This window comes from Pseudohongiella sp. (assembly GCF_040877505.1).
Taxonomy (GTDB): domain Bacteria; phylum Pseudomonadota; class Gammaproteobacteria; order Pseudomonadales; family Pseudohongiellaceae; genus Pseudohongiella.
Window position 1 is genome coordinate 1 of sequence record NZ_JBBDNQ010000022.1, and the last position, 17,638, is coordinate 17,638.

17 protein-coding genes and 1 pseudogene are annotated in these 17,638 nt (G+C 55.9%); 13 read left to right on the top strand and 5 right to left on the bottom strand.

The annotated features are described in order from the left end of the window. Positions 1–104: 104 nt before the first annotated feature. Positions 105–329: a hypothetical protein gene (locus WD071_RS08260; protein WP_368047888.1), complete on the bottom strand. Its 225-nt coding sequence runs from the start codon at positions 327–329 to the stop codon at positions 105–107. 10 nt (positions 330–339) lie between these two features. Then, positions 340–1,035, bottom strand: coding sequence for a DUF4331 domain-containing protein (locus WD071_RS08265; RefSeq protein WP_368047889.1), 696 nt, complete (start codon positions 1,033–1,035; stop codon positions 340–342). A gap of 102 nt (positions 1,036–1,137) precedes the next feature. On the opposite strand from WD071_RS08265, the pseudogene WD071_RS08270 reads away from it, so the two are divergent. Then, positions 1,138–1,343, top strand: a pseudogene (locus WD071_RS08270) (hypothetical protein); the annotation flags it as partial. Between the two features lie 33 nt (positions 1,344–1,376). Here WD071_RS08270 and WD071_RS08275 read toward each other — a convergent pair. Together WD071_RS08275 and WD071_RS08280 are read right to left on the bottom strand one after the other, a co-directional pair. Then, on the bottom strand, positions 1,377–2,867 hold the full coding sequence (locus WD071_RS08275) for a CoA-acylating methylmalonate-semialdehyde dehydrogenase (RefSeq protein WP_368047890.1): 1,491 nt from the start codon (positions 2,865–2,867) through the stop codon (positions 1,377–1,379). A 69-nt stretch (positions 2,868–2,936) separates the two neighbouring features. Then, positions 2,937–4,277, bottom strand: coding sequence for an aspartate aminotransferase family protein (locus tag WD071_RS08280; protein ID WP_368047891.1), 1,341 nt, complete (start codon positions 4,275–4,277; stop codon positions 2,937–2,939). A gap of 330 nt (positions 4,278–4,607) precedes the next feature. Between WD071_RS08280 and cofG the strand changes: the two genes are divergently transcribed. The 12 genes from cofG (at position 4,608) to WD071_RS08340 (ending at position 17,257) form a co-directional block, all read left to right on the top strand. Continuing rightward, positions 4,608–5,735, top strand: coding sequence for a 7,8-didemethyl-8-hydroxy-5-deazariboflavin synthase CofG (cofG, locus tag WD071_RS08285; protein WP_368047892.1), 1,128 nt, complete (start codon positions 4,608–4,610; stop codon positions 5,733–5,735). A 94-nt stretch (positions 5,736–5,829) separates the two neighbouring features. Continuing rightward, complete coding sequence (gene cofH, locus WD071_RS08290; RefSeq protein WP_368047893.1) at positions 5,830–7,059, top strand: 5-amino-6-(D-ribitylamino)uracil--L-tyrosine 4-hydroxyphenyl transferase CofH; 1,230 nt, start codon at positions 5,830–5,832, stop codon at positions 7,057–7,059. A gap of 36 nt (positions 7,060–7,095) precedes the next feature. Further along, positions 7,096–8,079 (top strand): 2-phospho-L-lactate transferase, encoded by a 984-nt coding sequence (gene cofD / locus WD071_RS08295; RefSeq protein WP_368047894.1) that lies wholly within the window; start codon positions 7,096–7,098, stop codon positions 8,077–8,079. Beyond that, the gene (gene cofC / locus WD071_RS08300) at positions 8,076–8,699 is read left to right on the top strand and encodes a 2-phospho-L-lactate guanylyltransferase (protein WP_368047895.1); all 624 of its coding nucleotides are present in this window, start codon (positions 8,076–8,078) and stop codon (positions 8,697–8,699) included. The genes cofD and cofC overlap by 4 nt, the downstream gene beginning before the upstream one ends. After that, positions 8,699–9,469 carry a coenzyme F420-0:L-glutamate ligase gene (gene cofE / locus WD071_RS08305; RefSeq protein ID WP_368047896.1) on the top strand — a complete coding sequence of 257 codons (771 nt, stop codon included), beginning with the start codon at positions 8,699–8,701 and terminating at the stop codon, positions 9,467–9,469. Before cofC ends, cofE begins: the two co-directional genes overlap by 1 nt. Further along, positions 9,466–10,134 (top strand): NADPH-dependent F420 reductase, encoded by a 669-nt coding sequence (gene npdG, locus WD071_RS08310; protein ID WP_368047897.1) that lies wholly within the window; start codon positions 9,466–9,468, stop codon positions 10,132–10,134. Before cofE ends, npdG begins: the two co-directional genes overlap by 4 nt. Positions 10,135–10,210: 76 nt before the next feature. Further along, a complete protein-coding gene (locus WD071_RS08315; protein WP_368047898.1) occupies positions 10,211–11,221 on the top strand; it encodes a TIGR03842 family LLM class F420-dependent oxidoreductase in 1,011 nt (336 codons plus the stop codon). A gap of 20 nt (positions 11,222–11,241) precedes the next feature. Next, positions 11,242–12,117, top strand: a complete 876-nt coding sequence (locus WD071_RS08320) for a nitrilase-related carbon-nitrogen hydrolase (RefSeq protein ID WP_368047899.1) — start codon at positions 11,242–11,244, stop codon at positions 12,115–12,117. 155 nt (positions 12,118–12,272) lie between these two features. Further along, entirely contained in the window at positions 12,273–13,760 is a 1,488-nt protein-coding gene (locus tag WD071_RS08325; protein WP_368047900.1) for an NCS1 family nucleobase:cation symporter-1, read from the top strand. Between the two features lie 64 nt (positions 13,761–13,824). Next, the gene (gene hydA, locus WD071_RS08330; RefSeq protein ID WP_368047901.1) at positions 13,825–15,267 is read left to right on the top strand and encodes a dihydropyrimidinase; all 1,443 of its coding nucleotides are present in this window, start codon (positions 13,825–13,827) and stop codon (positions 15,265–15,267) included. Between the two features lie 41 nt (positions 15,268–15,308). Then, the gene (locus WD071_RS08335) at positions 15,309–16,265 is read left to right on the top strand and encodes a LysR family transcriptional regulator (RefSeq protein WP_368047902.1); all 957 of its coding nucleotides are present in this window, start codon (positions 15,309–15,311) and stop codon (positions 16,263–16,265) included. 341 nt (positions 16,266–16,606) lie between these two features. Continuing rightward, positions 16,607–17,257 carry a TetR family transcriptional regulator C-terminal domain-containing protein gene (locus WD071_RS08340; protein WP_368047903.1) on the top strand — a complete coding sequence of 217 codons (651 nt, stop codon included), beginning with the start codon at positions 16,607–16,609 and terminating at the stop codon, positions 17,255–17,257. A 220-nt stretch (positions 17,258–17,477) separates the two neighbouring features. Here WD071_RS08340 and WD071_RS08345 read toward each other — a convergent pair whose 3' ends face one another. Beyond that, positions 17,478–17,633 (bottom strand): formate dehydrogenase accessory sulfurtransferase FdhD, encoded by a 156-nt coding sequence (locus WD071_RS08345; protein WP_368047904.1) that lies wholly within the window; start codon positions 17,631–17,633, stop codon positions 17,478–17,480. Positions 17,634–17,638: the final 5 nt, after the last annotated feature.

Consider the following 17,638-nt stretch of genomic DNA (forward strand, 5'->3'; position numbering starts at 1 on the left):
TAACTTCAATGGATAGACGTTTAGCTTCTATCCTCCAGAGTCGAGACGAAAAAAAGCCGTCGGATTGCGACGGCTTTGCGGGCATGCATTAAACAAACGAACAATTAGAACAACTCAGCGAAGGCCTGTTCGTTTTCCTGATCATTGAAGCTGAAGTCAATGTCATTGATGGATACGGCATCGCGTCCTTCGGAGGTGTTTCCAACTTCTGCGATAACGAAAGCAGTAAAGTCCACTGTGCTGCTCATATCTGATGAGCCATTGTCCGTGCAGGCTATCAAGCCAAGACTCAAGGCAAGAACGGCGGTTCCACTTACTAAGCGATTCATAGCAGACTCCTTAGTTTGGTGAGCCAGCGAGTGGCGTCGCCAGGTAAGGGAAAATAGTTTGTAATTCACTGGCGTCCAGTTGCACGCCGTCGGTGTATGCAAGGTCGCCGTCGGGGGCATCAGCAGGGTCGGCCAACACACCCATGGCGACCCGCAGAGAAACATCGACGGTGTCATCGACCGGGCGACGGCCATTCGGGAAGCCGGCATTGTCGCCACCGAGCACACCCAGGTCGTTCTGGCTCGCTGCAGCTGTTGCGGCAATGGCCGGGTTCAGGCGCAGCATTTCAGAGGCGGTGACGCCAACGGGCATATTCACATCGGGCACGCCCGTCAGGAACGCGGTCACCAGGTCTTGTCGTGGGAAGTTATTAGGGGCTGTTACCCCGAACAGTATTTCCAGTAATTCTGGTAGCGTTGGGTGGGTAACGTAGTCAATGAACTGACCATCGTTCATCGGCTGACTGGCGTTAAAGGCGTCTTTGTCTTTCAGGCCAATGACCACTTCATTCACCAGGGGCATACCCAAACGAGACACCTGAGCCCAGGCACCGCCTTCTACCGTGGCACCCTTACCGTTGGCCATGGGGTCGGGGTTGATAACCCGGGCCTGACGAACGCTGGCCGTTGTCCAGGCGCCTATGACGGGTTCATCGTTGCTGTTGGGCCGCTTTACACACTGACTACAAGCTGAATACGCTAACAAGATACGTTCCTTTCTGGCGTTTGAAAGGCTCGGTAAGGGTTTGTATTGGTGTCGAGCCAATATGGTACTGTACGTAGACATTAGAGAGAGGAAACCCGCTTCTTGAGTAAGATTGCTCTATTTGTCGACGTTCAGAACGTCTACTACACAACCCGGTATGCCTATGGTTGCCGATTCGATTACAACCGTTCTGAAGGCAGACTACGGCCGGTCATGATGTTGTGGCCCTCACCGTCGACCGGGTGGTGCTGGTCTCCGGCGATGGTGATTTCGATTTACTGGTCGATAAAATCAGGCAAGACCATGGTATGAGGGCCGGAAATCGCTTCCGGCCCAACTCCTCAGGAAGGAAAAGCGTACTGACTGCCTTCGCGCACGCCGCTCGACGGCCAGCGCTGGGTGATGGTCTTTCGCTTAGTGTAAAAGCGCACGGCGTCTGGTCCGTAAGCGTGCAGGTCGCCGAACAGGGAGCGCTTCCAGCCGCCGAAGCTGTGGTAAGACACAGGCACCGGCAACGGCACATTGATGCCCACCATGCCGACCTCGATGTGGTCGCTGAAGTAACGGGCGGCCTCTCCATCGCGAGTGAAGATGCAGGTGCCGTTGCCGTATTCATGGGCATCGATCAGTTCCATGGCTGCTTCCATGGTATCGACACGCATTACACAGAGTACCGGGCCGAAGATTTCTTCGCGGTAGATGATCATCTCCGGTTTAACCCGATCGAACAGGCAGCCACCGAGGAAAAAACCCGCTTCGTGGCCGGGTACTACCAGATTACGACCATCGACAACCAGCTCAGCGCCCTGCTCAACACCCTGGGCCAGGAAACCACTCACTTTGTGTAAGTGAGCCTGGTTGATCAGCGGCCCCATCTCACTGGCCGGGTCGGTGCCGGGTCCGACTTTCAAGCCTTTCAACTGGTCCCGAAGTCGGCCGACGAGGTTGTCGGCGAGGTCATCGCCGACACAGACCACGACTGACAGCGCCATGCAACGTTCGCCGCAGGAACCATAGGCCGCGCCCATCAAGGCGTTGACGGTGTTGTCGAGATCTGCATCCGGCAAAACGATGGCGTGATTCTTGGCGCCGCCGAGAGCCTGGACGCGCTTTCCATGCTTATTGGCCGTGTTGTAGACATGTTCAGCAATGGGCGTGGAGCCAACAAAGCTGACGGCCTTGACGCCCGGGTCGGTCAGCAACACATCGACAGCTTCTTTGTCGCCATTGACGACATTGAGCACACCTTTGGGCAGGCCCGCTTCTTGTAACAGTTCGGCGATCAGCAAGGCGGAACTGGGATCACGTTCCGATGGCTTCAGAACAAAGGTGTTGCCACAGGCGATGGCCATGGGATACATCCACAGCGGGACCATGGCGGGGAAGTTAAAGGGGGTAATACCTGCCACAACGCCCAATGGCTGGAACTCTGACCAGCTATCAATGGCGGGGCCGACATTTTTCGAATGCTCACCCTTGAGTAGCTCCGGTACGCCGCAGGCGTATTCGACGTTCTCAATCCCCCGGGCCAGCTCGCCACGGGCGTCGTCCAGCACTTTGCCATGTTCTTCGGTCAACAACGCGCAAATTTTATCGGCGTTGTCTTCCAGCAATTGTTTGAACCGATACATGACCTGGGCGCGCTTGGCCGCAGGCGTGTTGCGCCAGGCCGGAAAGGCGGCCTGGGCTGATTCAATGGCCGCCTTAACCGTGGCACTGCCTGCCAGGGCGACATTTTTACAGGGTTGGCCCGTCGCCGGGTTGAACACAGACTGGGTTCGTTGGTCGTCGGTAACGGTTTTGCCGTTGATAAAGTGCTGAATGGTTTGCATTGCTAATCCTCGCGGGTAAATGCCGCTTTTCCCAAGTGGGAGTTGGCGGCAAACAGTGATATGTATTTCTTAAGCCTGGGCGTTGATTACGTCCGACAGGACACTGAACAACCGCTCGATCTCCTCGCGTTCGCTGATAAAGGGCACTCCCAGTTGGATGGTGTCGCCGCCATAGCGCACGTAATACCCCTTCTCCCAGCAGGCCATGGCAATCTCGTAGGGGCGCCGTGCCGGTTCACCCGGGTAGGGTTCAATCTGTAGCGCGCCAGCCAGCCCGAAGTTGCGTATATCACTGATGTGCTGGCTACCTTTTAGTGAATGAATGGCATCTTCGAAACAGGGCGACAGTTCCCTGGCCCGCTCAACCAGGCGATCTTTCTTGAGTAAATCGAGCATGGCGATACCGGCTGCGCAAGCCACCGGATGCGCCGAATAAGTATAGCCGTGCGGGAACTCAACCATGTATTCCGGTCCGCCCTGATCCATAAACGTCTGGTAGATATCTTGCTTGGCGATGACCGCACCCAGTGGAATAGCCCCATTGGTCAACTGCTTGGCCACGTTCATGATGTCCGGTACCACACCAAAAGCATCGGCTCCGAAATTGTGGCCGGTGCGGCCGAAAGCGGTAATTACCTCATCGAAAATCAACAGGATGTCGTGTTTATCGCACAGCGCGCGCAGCCGCTGCAGGTACCCTTCAGGTGGTACGATCACACCGGCGGAACCGGCAAAAGGCTCAACGATGACCGCTGCAATATTCGAGGCATCGTGTAGTGCGACCAGTTCTTCGAGATGATCGGCTAACTCAACTCCCTGTTTCGGCATGCCCCGGGAAAAGGCGTTCTCCTTGAGCAGGGTGTGGGGCAGGTGGTCGGCATCGACCATGGCGCCATAGAGTTTACGGTTTGCTCCGATGCCTCCGACGCTGATACCGCCGAAGTTGGTTCCGTGGTAGCCCTTGGCGCGTCCAATCAGTTTGGTTTTCGTTGGTTGACCTTTCTGTCGCCAATAGGCGCGGGCCATTTTCAGTGAGGTATCGGCGCATTCGGATCCAGAGCTGGTAAAGAACACGTGGTCCAGACCAGTCGGTGTCATCGCTTTGATTCGATTGGCCAACTCGAATGCCAGCGGGTGTCCGAACTGAAACGCAGGAGCGTAATCCAACTCTCGCAGTTGCCGGTTCACCGCATCGGCAAGCTCGGTTCTATTGTGACCGGCACCGCAGCACCACAAACCCGACAGACCATCGAAGACTTTTCGGCCGTCTACCGTGGTGTAGTAACAACCATCGGCGCCGGTAATCATCCGGGGATTGTCTTTAAAATTTCGGTTGCCGGTGAACGGCATCCAGAACGCATCCATTTGTTCGCGGCTCAAGCCGCCACTGAGCGTAGCATGGTCAGTCATCGCTTCACCTGATTGTGTGTTTGATCGAATCGTCCAACACCTAACAGTTTGTTAGCAATGTTGGTTCCTATAAATTCAATATGATTAAAGTTTGGTTAAGTATTTATTTACCTATCGGAAGTGAGCGAACACTCGGTTACAAATAAATAGATGATTTTCGATAAGGATGTTGACCAAGCGGTAAATCCAGTGATATAAGTTTTTACCAGAAGGTAAAAGTCTGTCATAAATAACAACAAATATACGACAGGACATAAGCCCACTACCTCTGTAATGAACCGGGTTTATAGTCGGCTGGCTTCGTATATAACAACGAAGGCGAGGCACATTATGCTTACCAGGAAGGATGCTCTGGCGCTTCATTCGGTTTGCGGCAAAGACCTGATTGCCCTGCAAAATGATTCAGCCACTCTGCGCGATGACACCTGGGGCAAGGTCGTTACGTACTCCAGGAAGGTATTTATCCCCCTGACCAATATGTGTCGCGATATCTGCAGCTATTGCACGTTCGTTCAACAGCCAGGCTCCCCCCGTGCGAACGTTATGACGCCCGACGAAGTCATGCAGCAAATCCAGGCGGCGGAACGGCTCGGTTGCAAAGAGGCCTTGTTCAGCCTGGGAGAAAAACCCGAGTTGAAATTTCAGGAAGCACGGGACGCATTGGCCGAGTTGGGCTATCACAGCATGATCGATTACCTGCAGGTAATGTGTGAACGCGTGGTTAATGAAACCAGCCTGGTCCCGCATGTCAACGCGGGCACGCTCAGTTCACAGGACATCGCCCAGTTAAAACCCGTCAGTGGTAGCATGGGCATGATGCTGGAAAACATCAGCCGCCGCCTGATTCAAAAAGGCCAGGTGCATTACGCCTGCCCGGATAAAGTTCCGGTGCAGAGACTGCGCACACTCGAACGCGCCGGCCAGCAACAGGTTCCCTTTACCACCGGTATTCTGATCGGCATCGGCGAGACCTGGGCAGAGCGCATCGACAGCCTGCTGGCCATCAATAACCTGCACCAAAGATACGGACACATTCAGGAAGTCATCGTGCAGAACTTCTGCGCCAAGGCAGACACGCCAATGGCCAATCATCCCGAACCGGACCTGGACGACATGCTGCGCACCCTGGCGGTAGCGCGATTGTTGTTGCACCCCTCGATCAGTCTCCAGGCACCCCCCAATTTGCATGAACGCTACGCGGATTACCTGGCGTCCGGTATCAACGACTGGGGGGGGATTTCTCCGGTGTCGATCGACTATATCAACCCGGAGCGAGCCTGGCCGCAGATAACGTCGTTGCAACAGGAAAGCGAGCGTTGTGGTTATCAATTGCAGGAGCGACTGACGGTGTATTCACGTTATATGAATGCTCAGGATGATTATTTGCACCCTCATATGGCCGGTCGTGTTCGTGCACTGTCCCGGCCGGATGGGCTGGCCGCTGTGCAGTGTCTTTAGTGGCTCGTGTTTATTAACTCAGAATGTTGAAGCCGGTTTGAATCTGGAAGCCGACGACATGTGATTCATGAGTAGGCAAAACAGGAAAAAAATAATGACCTATCAAGACGCATTTAAACCAGAACACTATTCAAAACAGTCAATAGCCGGCCCTCTGTCCGACGAGATCGACCCGAAAATCAGAGCGGTTCTGGGGAAGGCTCTGCAGGGGCAGGAAGTGTCCGAAGCAGATGCCATCCTGTTGTTCAGCGCCGAGGGTAAAGACCTGGAAGCCCTGACCCAGACAGCCGACCTGTTGCGGCGTTCTTCGGTGGGTGAAAACACCTCCTTTGTTATTACCCGGAACATCAACTTTACCAATATCTGTTACATGGGCTGCCGCTTCTGCAACTTTGCGAAACATAAAGATCAAGCCGGTGCCGAGTTTCTCATGATTGAAGAAGTGGTGGCACGAGCCCGGGAAGCCAAAGCCCGGGGGGCCACCGAAATTTGCATGCAAGGCGGATTGGCACCGAATATCAGTGCTGACTATTACCGCACCCTGGTAGCCACCATAAAACGGGAAGTGCCGGGCTTGCATATACATGCGTTCTCTCCGTTTGAAATCTGGTTTGGTGCGAAAAAGAATCGGCTGCCCTATGAAGACTACTTGCGTTCACTCAAAGAAGCCGGGCTCGATTCCATGCCCGGTACCGCCGCGGAAATTCTCGACGTCGAAGTTCGCAAGATTCTGACTCGCGACAAACTCACCACCGACGAATGGGTCGCGATCATCAAAGCGGCACATCGGGTTGGCATTCCCACCACTTCGACCATTATGTATGGCCATGTCGATGCGCCGCGACATTGGGCAGCGCATATTGCGTTGCTGCGCGAGATTCAAAAAGAGACCGGTGGTTTCACCGAGTTCGTGCCACTCGGCTTCGTACACTACGACACCCCGTTGTACAAAGAAGACGCCGGAGTGAGACCGGGACCAACCCGTGACGAGCACATTCGCATGCACGCCGTCGCCCGCCTGATGCTGAACGGCTGGATCGACAATATTCAAGCTTCCTGGGTAAAGCTCGGCCCCGACCTCGCCCAGCGGATGTTGCAGTGCGGGGTCAATGACTTGGGCGGTACCCTGATGAACGAAAGCATATCCCGAGCCGCCGGGGGTCAACATGGCCAGGAGCTAACACCGGAGGAAATGGTGCGGCGTATTCGCGAGTTGGGCCGCAATCCGGTGCGCCGGAACACGCTTTATCAGGTAGTGGAAACTTACAACCAGACCGCACCGTCGCCCATACCGGTGCGCGATCTCTGTGCCGGTTTGGCGTAGGCGGTGCCTGTGTCTAGTCAGATGGGAGGTCAAGCGTTGAATCAGCAAACCTGCAAAGTTCTGTTGCTGGCCGGTGGCGTCGGTGGCGCCAAGATGGCCGAGGGTTTCGCGGCCAGCTCCGCCGCCAGCGGTTTTTCCATTCTCGGAAATATTGCCGACGATCAGGAATTTCACGGCCTCTGGGTTTCACCGGATATCGACACGTTAACCTACACCCTGGCCGACCTGATCGACCGGGAAAAAGGCTGGGGCCTGAAACAGGACTCGTACCAGGCGTTGGCGATGTTGCGTCAACTGGGCAGCGAGGTCTGGATGAACCTGGGCGATCGCGATCTGGGTGTGCATATCCTGCGCACCCAACTGCGGCGCATGGGGCAGCGCCCCAGTGATATCGCCCGGCTGATTGGCCAGCAACTGGGTGTCACTGCGCCCATCCTGTTGCCGACGGATGATCCGGTCCATACCGAAGTGCGCACGCCTAACGGTTGGCTGCCGTTTCAGGATTATTTTGTGCGTGAGCGCTGCCAGCCAGAGGTGCTCGGGTTGCGCTACCAGGGAATAGACGCAGCTCGGCCATGCCCGGAAGCGCTGGCCGCCATCGCCGAGGCCGACCTGATCGTACTGGCGCCGAGTAATCCACTGGTCAGCATTTCCCCCATTTTGGCCGTGCCGGGCATTCGCCAGGCGATAGTAACGTCATCGGCGCTGAAGGTGGCCGTTTCCCCGCTGATTGCCGGGCAAACGGTCAAGGGACCGGCCGATAAAATGCTGCGCGGTTTGGGTTACCGGGCGGATGTTCGCGGTGTTGCCGATATGTATCGCGACCTGGTGGATGTCTTACTCATCGACCCGCTCGACCAAGCGCTTCAGGCAGAATGCTCAGCCAGCTCTCTCAGGGTGTTGACCGAATCGATTCTGATGCAGACGGCGGATGATAAACGGCGGCTGGCGCAAGCCATTCTCGGGCTTGGTGACCGATTTTCCAGTTCCAAAAAACCAAACCTGGAGGCTGTCTTTTGAACCCGGTCATTATCGTTATACCGATGAAAGACCCGGCGGTCTCGAAGCAACGGCTGGCACCGGTTTTGAACGCCCAGTCGCGTGCGGCTCTGGCCCTGAGGCTGTTTCGACAAACCCTGGCGTTCTTTTCCCGGGAGTTTCCGGAAACCCCTCTGTTGGTGGTGACCGCTTCCGAACGCATCGAACGCGTGGCGCGATCGTACGGCGCCCGGGTACTGAAGGAAGAACAGGATCAGGGTTTGTGCCAGGCGGTTGGGCTGGCCGCGCGCTGGAGTCGGGCCCGGGGTTTTCAGTCGCAACTTTATGTTCCGGCCGACATTGCCTACCTGGATGCGGCGGAACTCCGGTTGGTACTGGCCTGCGCCGGGCAAAGCCCCCAGGTGGCGCTTTGCCCGGCCGGGGACGAGGGTACCAATGCGCTGCTGACGTCACCGCCGGATGTCATTCCCTTTCGCTTTGGCCGCTATTCCAGTCGCGCGCACCAGGCCGAAGCCAACCTTAACGGCGTGCCTTGCCGGGTGCTGCGGTTACCGTACCTGACGTTCGATATCGACACTCCGGCCGACCTCGACGCGTTCGACCGAGACAATATGCACTGTGAGCAGGAGGTGATCGGCTGATGCGACCCATTAACATCCAGGCCATTCCGGGACTACCGGATATCGAGCCGGGCGACGACCTGGCCGGACTGATCATCGAGATGGCGGACCGTGCCGGCCAGGCGCTGGAAGACGGCGACATCCTGGCCATCGCGCATAAGGTGGTGTCCAAGGCGGAGGGCAAGTTGATTCGATTGAGCGAGGTAACGCCATCGGACGAGGCGCTGGAACTGGCCGACCGCCTGAACAAGGATCCGCGCAAGGTCGAGGTGATTCTGCGGGACTCCAAGCGCATTGTGCGGGCCTTCAAACATGAAGGCCAACACGAAGGCGTCATTATCGCCGAGCATCGCCTGGGTTTTATTTGCGCCAACGCGGCTGTCGATGAATCGAATGTTGAAGGTGATGACGGGGTGGTGGTGTTGCCGCAAGACCCGGACGCCAGTGCCCGTGCCATTCGCGACCGGCTGTTCGAACTGACCGGCGCTCGCCTGGGCGTTGTGATCACCGACACCTTCGGCCGACCCTGGCGCATGGGCATCATGAATGTGGCCATCGGCTTGGCGGGAGTACCCGCTTTACTGAATCGGGTCGGCGAGACCGACGCCTATGGCCGGGTGATGACCGCCACGGTACCGGCACTGGCCGATGAAATCGCCGCCGCCTCGGGCATCCTGATGGTCAAGGAAGCCAAGCAGCCGGTCATACTTTTCAAGGGCATCAACTGGACGGAACAAGACAGCTCTGCCCAGGAAATCTTGCGCCCGCAACAGGAGGATTTATTCAGATGACGATCGCAATTCTGGGTGGAACAGGCCCGCAGGGAAAGGGGTTGGCGTTGCGTTTCGCGTTGGCCGGAGTCGATGTCGCGATCGGTTCGCGCGACCACGAACGCGCCCGGGGCATTGCCGGGGAACTGTCGGAACAGATACCCGATGCTCCCGGTAAGATTAACGGTTACGACAACGTCTCGGCCGTGGAAGTCGCCGAGGAACTGGTGCTGCTGGCGGTGCCCTACAGCGCTCACGATGCCACTCTGGCGGCACTGAAGGACAACCTGAACGGCAAGGTACTGGTCGATATCGTTGTACCATTGGCGCCGGGTAACCCCAAGGCTCTGACCATGCCCGCCGAGGGTTCGGCCACCGAAGCCGCCCAGGCATTGCTGGGTGATGGTGTCGCCGTGGTCGGTGCGCTGCACAACGTATCAGCCACTGTTCTCAATAATCTGACGCAGCCGATTAACTGCGACATCCTGGTGTGCGGTAATGACCTGGCCGCCAAAAACAAGGTCATTGAACTGATCGAGCGGTTGAAGGTGACCGCCTACAACGCTGGGCTGGCCGATAGTGCCCGTTGCATTGAAGCCATCACACCGTTGTTGATTCGATTGAATATGTCCAAATCGGTTCCCTTCACCCATGCGGGAATCCGAATCTGTTCGCCCGAAATGTAAATAATACATGCTGAATAGCTGCAGGGAACACACATGCCCGCGCAGATAGAGAACAACAAAAACTGGAGGCATTACTATGGAATTCGGTATCACATTCAAAGGTTTTGTTAGCCCCGACCGGGCCCGGTATTTGGTTCGCCAGGCAGAAGCGGCGGGCTTTGACTATTGCTGGTTTTACGATTCGCATGTGCTGTGGCGAGAAAGCTATGTCGCCATGGCCATGTGCATGGAACACACCACCCGGATGCGTTTTGGCCCCTGTGTGACCAATCCCAATACCCGCGACTGGTCTCTTGCAGCCAGCCTTTTCGCCAGCCTGGCAAAGCAGAGCAAGGGTCGTTTCGACATCGGCCTGGGTCGTGGCGACAGCGCCGTGCGGGTTATGGGTAAAAAGCCAGCGACCCTGGCCCGCCTGGCCGAGTTCGCCGAAAAAGTTAAAGCCCTGGTACGCGGCGAGGAAGTTATCTACGGCGAATGCCCGGAACCGGTCAAATTCCCCTGGGTCGACGGCTATGAATTGCCGGTCTGGATCGGCGCCTACGGACCCAAAGCGTTAAAAACCGCTGGCGAAATCGGCGATGGCCTGATCCTTCAAATAGGCGACCCGGCACTGGTTAAATGGTTTCGCGACCAGGCCATCGAAGCCGGTAACGCCGCCGGCCGCGATATGTCCAAATTCAGGGTCATGGCAGCGGCGCCAGCCTTTGTCGGCGATATGGATTACTGCATCGAAAAAACCAAATGGTTCCCGGCCATGGTGGGTAATCACGTTGCCGATATCGTCGAGAAATACGGATTCGACTCTGGATTGGTGCCACAAAGCCTGACCAGCTACATTGAAAAACGACGCGGTTACGACTATTCCAAACACGGTCAGAGCGATAACCCCTATCTGGATTTCATTACCGACGACATCGTCGAAAGTTTTTGTGTTCTCGGTGGCGCTGATCAGCACATTACCAAGTTACGCAATCTCGAAGAGGCTGGCGTTACGCAGTTCAATATCTATCTGGATAGTGGCGACGAAGAGAAAATTATCGCCGACTACGCGAACCACATTATCCCGGCATTGAATAAAAATAAATAACACTGAATGGAGATAAGAAGATGAGTAAAGTGAAATGCGGACTCATTCAGATGAGCCTGAAAGGGGATACTTCCATGTCACCGGACCAGATTCGGGACTGCATGCTGGAAGCTCACATCCCGATGATCGAAGACGCCGCTCGCCAGGGCGTTCAGGTGCTGTGTTTTCAGGAAGTTTTCACCCAACCGTATTTTTGCCCAAGCCTCGACAAGAAGTGGTACCAGGCGGCTGAAACCATACCGGATGGTCATACCACCCGCTTGATGCAGGAATACGCCAAGAAGCACAAGATGGTGATTGTCGTACCCATTTATGAAGAGGAAATGCCCGGCGTCTATTACAACACCGCAGCGGTCATCGATGCCGATGGCTCCTATCTCGGCAAGTATCGCAAGCATCATATACCGGAAGTGGCTCCGGGATTCTGGGAAAAGTTCTATTTCAAACCTGGCAATACCGGTTACCCGGTGTTCGATACCGCCTACTGCAAGCTTGGCGTCTACATCTGCTACGACCGCCACTTCCCCGAAGGCTGGCGTGCGCTGGCGCTCAACGGCGCCGAATACATCGTCAACCCCTCGGCTACCGTCGCCGGTCTTAGCAAATACCTTTGGGAGCTGGAACAGCCTGCCTCCGCCGCTGCCAACGGCGTTTTTATCGGCGCCATTAACCGGGTGGGCACCGAAGAACCCTGGGCCGAGCAGATGGGCGAGTTTTACGGTTCCAGCTACATCGTCAACCCGCGCGGCCAAATCGAGGCACAGGCCAGCTACGACCAGGACGAACTGTTGGTGCACGAGATTGATCTGGCGCAGGTGCGCGAGATTCGTGAAACCTGGCCGTTCTTCCGGGACCGACGTCCGGAAAGTTATGGAGATTTGACGGAAGATCGTTAAGGGAAGATCTGCTTTATGCTAGAAAGCTAAACTAAAAACAACAATAAATTGATCGCTTGTCAGCTCGCCACTGGGAGTTTTCAGAGAAAGCCATTCGGCTTTCTCTGTTAAGTGAGTTATTCAGTGCTGATAAGGCTCAACAGGAGACCTTAAAAATGACCAGAGCATCTGTAACTGAAACCGTCGACTTTGGCGGCCAAGCCCAGGGTGATTCCCACGGTAATTTGTGGAATTCGGACCTGGCACCAGTAGACCAGTCGCAACGCACCTGGGGCTGGCATAATATCGCCGGGCTTTGGGTCGCGATGGTGGTGTGTGTACCTGCCTACATGCTGGCCGCCAGCCTGGTGCCGGCGGGCATGGCCTGGTGGCAGGCCGTGTTAACGGTATTGCTGGGCAACCTGATTGTGTTGATACCCATGTTGTTGATCGGCCATGCCGGCACCAAGCACGGCATTCCCTTTCCGGTTTTGTTGCGAGCCTCCTTCGGTACCTCCGGCGCCAAGGTCGCCGCCATGATGCGTGGCCTGGTCGGCTGCGGCTGGTTCGGCATCCAGACCTGGGTCGGTGGCTCGGCGATCTATGTCATCCTCAACATCATGACCGGTAACGCTCTGGTGGGTGACCCCTTGCCAGGGCTCGGCATCGATCTCGCCCAATTCCTCAGTTTCATGGCCTGCTGGGCGATGCACGTCTACTTCATCGCCAAAGGCACCGAATCGATCCGCTGGCTGGAAACCTATGCTGCCCCCTTCTTGATTGCGATATCTTTGGCGCTGCTGGTCTGGGCCGTGGTTAAAGCTGGCGGTTTCGGCCCCATGCTGGCCACCCCGTCGCAATTTGTCGAAGGCGGTGCGCGGGAAGGGCAATTCTGGAAAGTCTTCTGGCCGGGCCTGACCGCCATGGTCGGGTTCTGGGCGACGTTGGCGTTGAACATTCCCGACTTTACCCGCTTTGCCAAGAACCAGCGGCAGCAGTTTATCGGCCAGATCGTCGGTTTGCCGATCCCCATGGCGCTGCTTGCTTTTATCGCCGTCGGGGTGGCATCCGCCACCGTGGTGATTTATGGCGAAGCGCTTTGGGATCCGGTTGCCATTACCAAAAATATGGGCGGCGTCGCCGTCGTGATCGCATTAATTGCTTTGGTGATCGCCACCGTGACCACCAACCTCGCGGCCAATGTCGTGGCGCCGGCGAACGGTTTTTCGAATCTGAATCCGAGCAAAATCTCTTTCAAGATGGGCGGCTATATCACCGCTGGCCTAGGTATCGCCATCATGCCCTGGAAACTGCTCGAAACCACCGGTGCCTACATCTTTACCTGGTTGCTGGGCTACTCGGCATTGCTGGGCCCGCTGGCCGGTATCATGCTGATCGACTACTTCGTCATCCGCAAAACCAATCTCGATACCAAAGCCCTGTTCCGCAACGATGGCGAATACAGCTATGGCAACGGCTGGAACGCGGCGGCATTTATCGCCTTCTTCGTCGCGGTGCTGCCCAACCTGCCGGGCTTTTTGGTGGCCGCCGGTGCCTTGGGCGGTGCACCGGCATTCTTCATCGCCATTTATGACTATGCCTGGTTCGTCGGTCTTGCCGTTGCAGCCATGCTGTACTTAACACTGATGCGGGCCAAGGCTTGAGCGCGGGTTTGACGCTGAGGGCGTAACCCATTGATAAGTAATTGTTTACAGAGGAGAAGATATTATGTCTGTATTGATAAGAGGTGGCACCGTTGTTACCGCAGACGAAACCTATCGGGCCGATGTGCTGTGTCAGGATGGAAAAATAGCCGCGATTGGGGATAACATCGAAGCGCCGCCCGATGCGCGCATCGTCGATGCCGGCGGCCAGTATGTGATGCCGGGTGGTATTGATCCCCACACTCATATGCAGTTGCCCTTTATGGGCACCGTCGCCAGCGAGGATTTTTACACGGGAACGTCGGCCGGTCTTGCTGGTGGCACCACCATGATCATCGATTTCGTGATACCGGCGCCCAAAGAACCGTTGATGGAGGCCTATCACAAGTGGCGCGGATGGGCGGAAAAGGCGGTCAGCGATTATTCGTTTCATGTCGCTGTCACCTGGTGGGACGAGTCTGTTCATGAAGACATGGGCGTGTTGGTCCGCGATTACGGGGTCAACAGTTTCAAGCACTTCATGGCTTACAAAAACGCCATTATGGCTGACGATGAAGTGCTGGTGAATAGCTTTCAGCGGGCTATGGAACTGGGTGCCATGCCCACCGTCCATGCCGAAAACGGGGAGCTGGTGTATCAACTGCAAAAACAGGTGCTGAGTCAGGGCATCACCGGGCCGGAAGGGCACCCGTTGTCGCGGCCGCCGGTGGTGGAGGGTGAGGCCGCCAATCGTGCCATTCAAATCGCCAATGTCATGAACGTTCCGCTTTATGTCGTGCACGTTTCCTGTAAGGAGTCGCTGGATGCCATTACCCGGGCGCGCAGCAACGGTCAGCGAGTTTATGGCGAGTGCCTGGCGGGGCATCTGGTGATCGACGACAGTGTCTACCGGCATAAAGACTTTAAGTTCGCCGCCGGCCATGTCATGAGCCCTCCCTTCCGTTCCAGGGAGCATCAGGATGCGTTGTGGCGCGGCTTGCAGGGCGGTAACCTGCAAACCACGGCGACCGATCATTGCTGTTTCTGCGCCGATCAGAAAGCCGCGGGTAAGGATGATTTCACCAAGATCCCCAATGGTACCGCGGGTATTGAGGATCGCATGGCTGTGATCTGGGATGCGGGTGTGAATACCGGCAAGCTGACACCAAATGAGTTTGTTGCGGTTACGTCCACCAATACCGCGCGGATCTTTAACATCTATCCGCAGAAGGGTGCTATCAAGGTGGGCGCTGATGCCGATTTGGTGGTATGGGATCCGGAAGGTTCACGCACGATTTCCGCCGAAACGCATCACCAGAATATCGACTTTAATATTTTCGAAGGTCGGACTGTTAAGGGAATTCCCAGCCATACCATCAGTCGGGGTAAGGTGGTTTGGGCCGATGGTGAGCTGACGGTCGAGCGTGGTGCCGGGCGTTACATTAATCGCCAACCCTATGCGGCCGACTTCGAGGCGCTGGCCCGTTCGAAGGAATACAATGCGCCGCAGGCTGTTAAGCGAGGGTGATAACTCAACCGATACCCGCCCGCCAGCTAAGGGGTTAATACATGTCTCGAAAACCGGCAGCAAAGCTGAGGCAGGTCAGTGATATTGATCTGCGATTGCTCAGGATTTTCAAAAGCGTGGTCGAATGTGGCGGGTTTTCAGCGGCTGAGGTGGAGCTGAATATCAGTCGTGCGGCAATCAGCATTGCCATGGGTGATCTGGAAAAACGCCTGGCGTTGCGGCTGTGTCAGCGTGGGCGCAGTGGGTTTTCGTTGACTGAAGAAGGCGTGCAGGTGCATGAGGCGGCTTTGCAGTTGCTGGCGTCACTGGAGACCTTTCGTACCCATGTAAATACGGTTCACAAGTGCCTTAAAGGCGAGCTGAATATTGGCATTACCGATAATCTGGTTACCATGGCGCATATGCGCATTTCCAATGCGCTGGCCGCGTTGAAGGAAAAGGGGCCGGAAGTCGTAATAAACATCCGTATGATCCCGCCCAACGAGATTGAGCGTTGTGTGTTGGATGGTGTTTTACATTTGGGAGTGATACCCGAATTGCGGCCCTTGCCGGGTCTTGAGTATTACCCCCTGTATGAAGAAGCATCCCAGTTGTACTGCGGTCGCAGCCACCCCTTGTTCAATACGCCGGACGGTGCTATCGATCAGGCAGCGTTACATCACTACGATGCCGTTGTTCCGGCCTATGCGCAGACTTCGCAGATTAAAGCGCTGCATCAGGAGCTGAACGCATCCGCTACGGCGACGGACCGGGAAGGCGTCGCTTTCCTGATTCTAACCGGGCGGTATATGGGTTACCTGCCCACTCATTTCGCCCAGCGCTGGTTAAATGAGGGCGTGATGCGGCCGCTGTTGCCCGATCAGCGTTATTACGTGACACATTACTCAGTGATTACTCGTAAAGGGCTGACATCCAACCTGGTTCTGGATACGTATTTGAAAGAGTTGGAGTTGACCGAGGCGTCGGTGTGTACCGGCAATAGTTTGGTTTGTGGCTGACGGAGTGTTGCCAAGGCCATCAAGTGGTGAATCCGGGTTCCGTGTGACTCAATCGTATTAGCCGGATTCCGCCATTCAAGCCCCGCTCTGGATTCTGTTATTATGATCTCAAGTCTTCGGGTTCGTTATACTGGGTCCGTGGTATGAGTCCGCCCACGCCGCTGGTTATGCTTCTGCAGGAGCACCCCTGGCATCCGGCGTGAGTTATGGTCGACGGAACCAAAACTAACTGAAGAAATTTAAATTATGAGTATGGTTGGAGGGCTTGACGTGTGCAGTAGCCCTGCTCACGGGCTGTCTGAACCTGTCGTTCACCATTTTCCGAGGGGCCGATTCACTTAATGGCCAGTGCAACCACACCAAAAAGGAATGGCAAGCGCCAATCCGCCACCCGCACTTCTCACGAAGCCAATATCCTGCGTGTCGCCGAGGAGGTTTTTGCCCAGCTTGGTTACAACGGCGCCTCGATCGATATGATTGCCGACCGTGCCGGAATGTCCAAGCAAAATATGCTGTATTACTTTCCTTCCAAAGAGGTGCTCTATCGCCGGGTACTGGAGAATATTCTGAATCTCTGGCTGGAAAAAATGCAGCTGCTGGAACACTCCGGTGAGGAACCAGCGCAGATGCTCCGTAACTACATTCTGGGCAAGATCGAGATTTCCCGGCAGTATCCAAACGGTTCCAAGGTGTTCGCCCACGAGATTATCAGTGGCGCGCCGTTCCTGTCCGACTTTCTGCGCGACAACCTGGTGCCCCAGCTCGAAGCCGATGCGAAGCTGGTTCGTGGTTGGATTAAACAAGGGAAGATGGATCCGGTCGACCCCATGCACCTGTTTTTCACCATCTGGGCCGCTACCCAGACCTATGCCGACTTTTCCCGGCAGATCGAAATAGCGCTCAATAAGGACTCGCTTTCGGCCAGAGACTTCGAGAAAGCCGGCGATTTCCTGACCCATATGGTTTTGAAAGGTCTGGGTATCAGTCTATAACAGCCTTCCGACAAAAATGATCCACATACGCTGCGCGTCTGTTTAATACTTAGGCGGGGAGTGGGCAACTCTGTGATTCCCAGGCCATAATGCCGAGTGTGACGCGTTCTTACCGTTGCTGAATCGTGGCGATTCTGTCAGCCTGAAGGGCTCAGTAACCGGATCAGGAGGCAACCATGGCCGAAGACAAGCGCCGTCGTTATTCATCTCAGGTGGTCGTTCATCTGGTTACTGGGCTGTAAAATCTGGGCTGATTGTCCCGCGCCAGATGGATCAGATTCAAGCTATAACGGCGTGCGCGATCTACCGCCAGGGTGCTGGGGGCCGCGAGGTTGACCAGGGTGGACGCGCCAGCAATAACGGCTTTGTTGACCAGTTCGA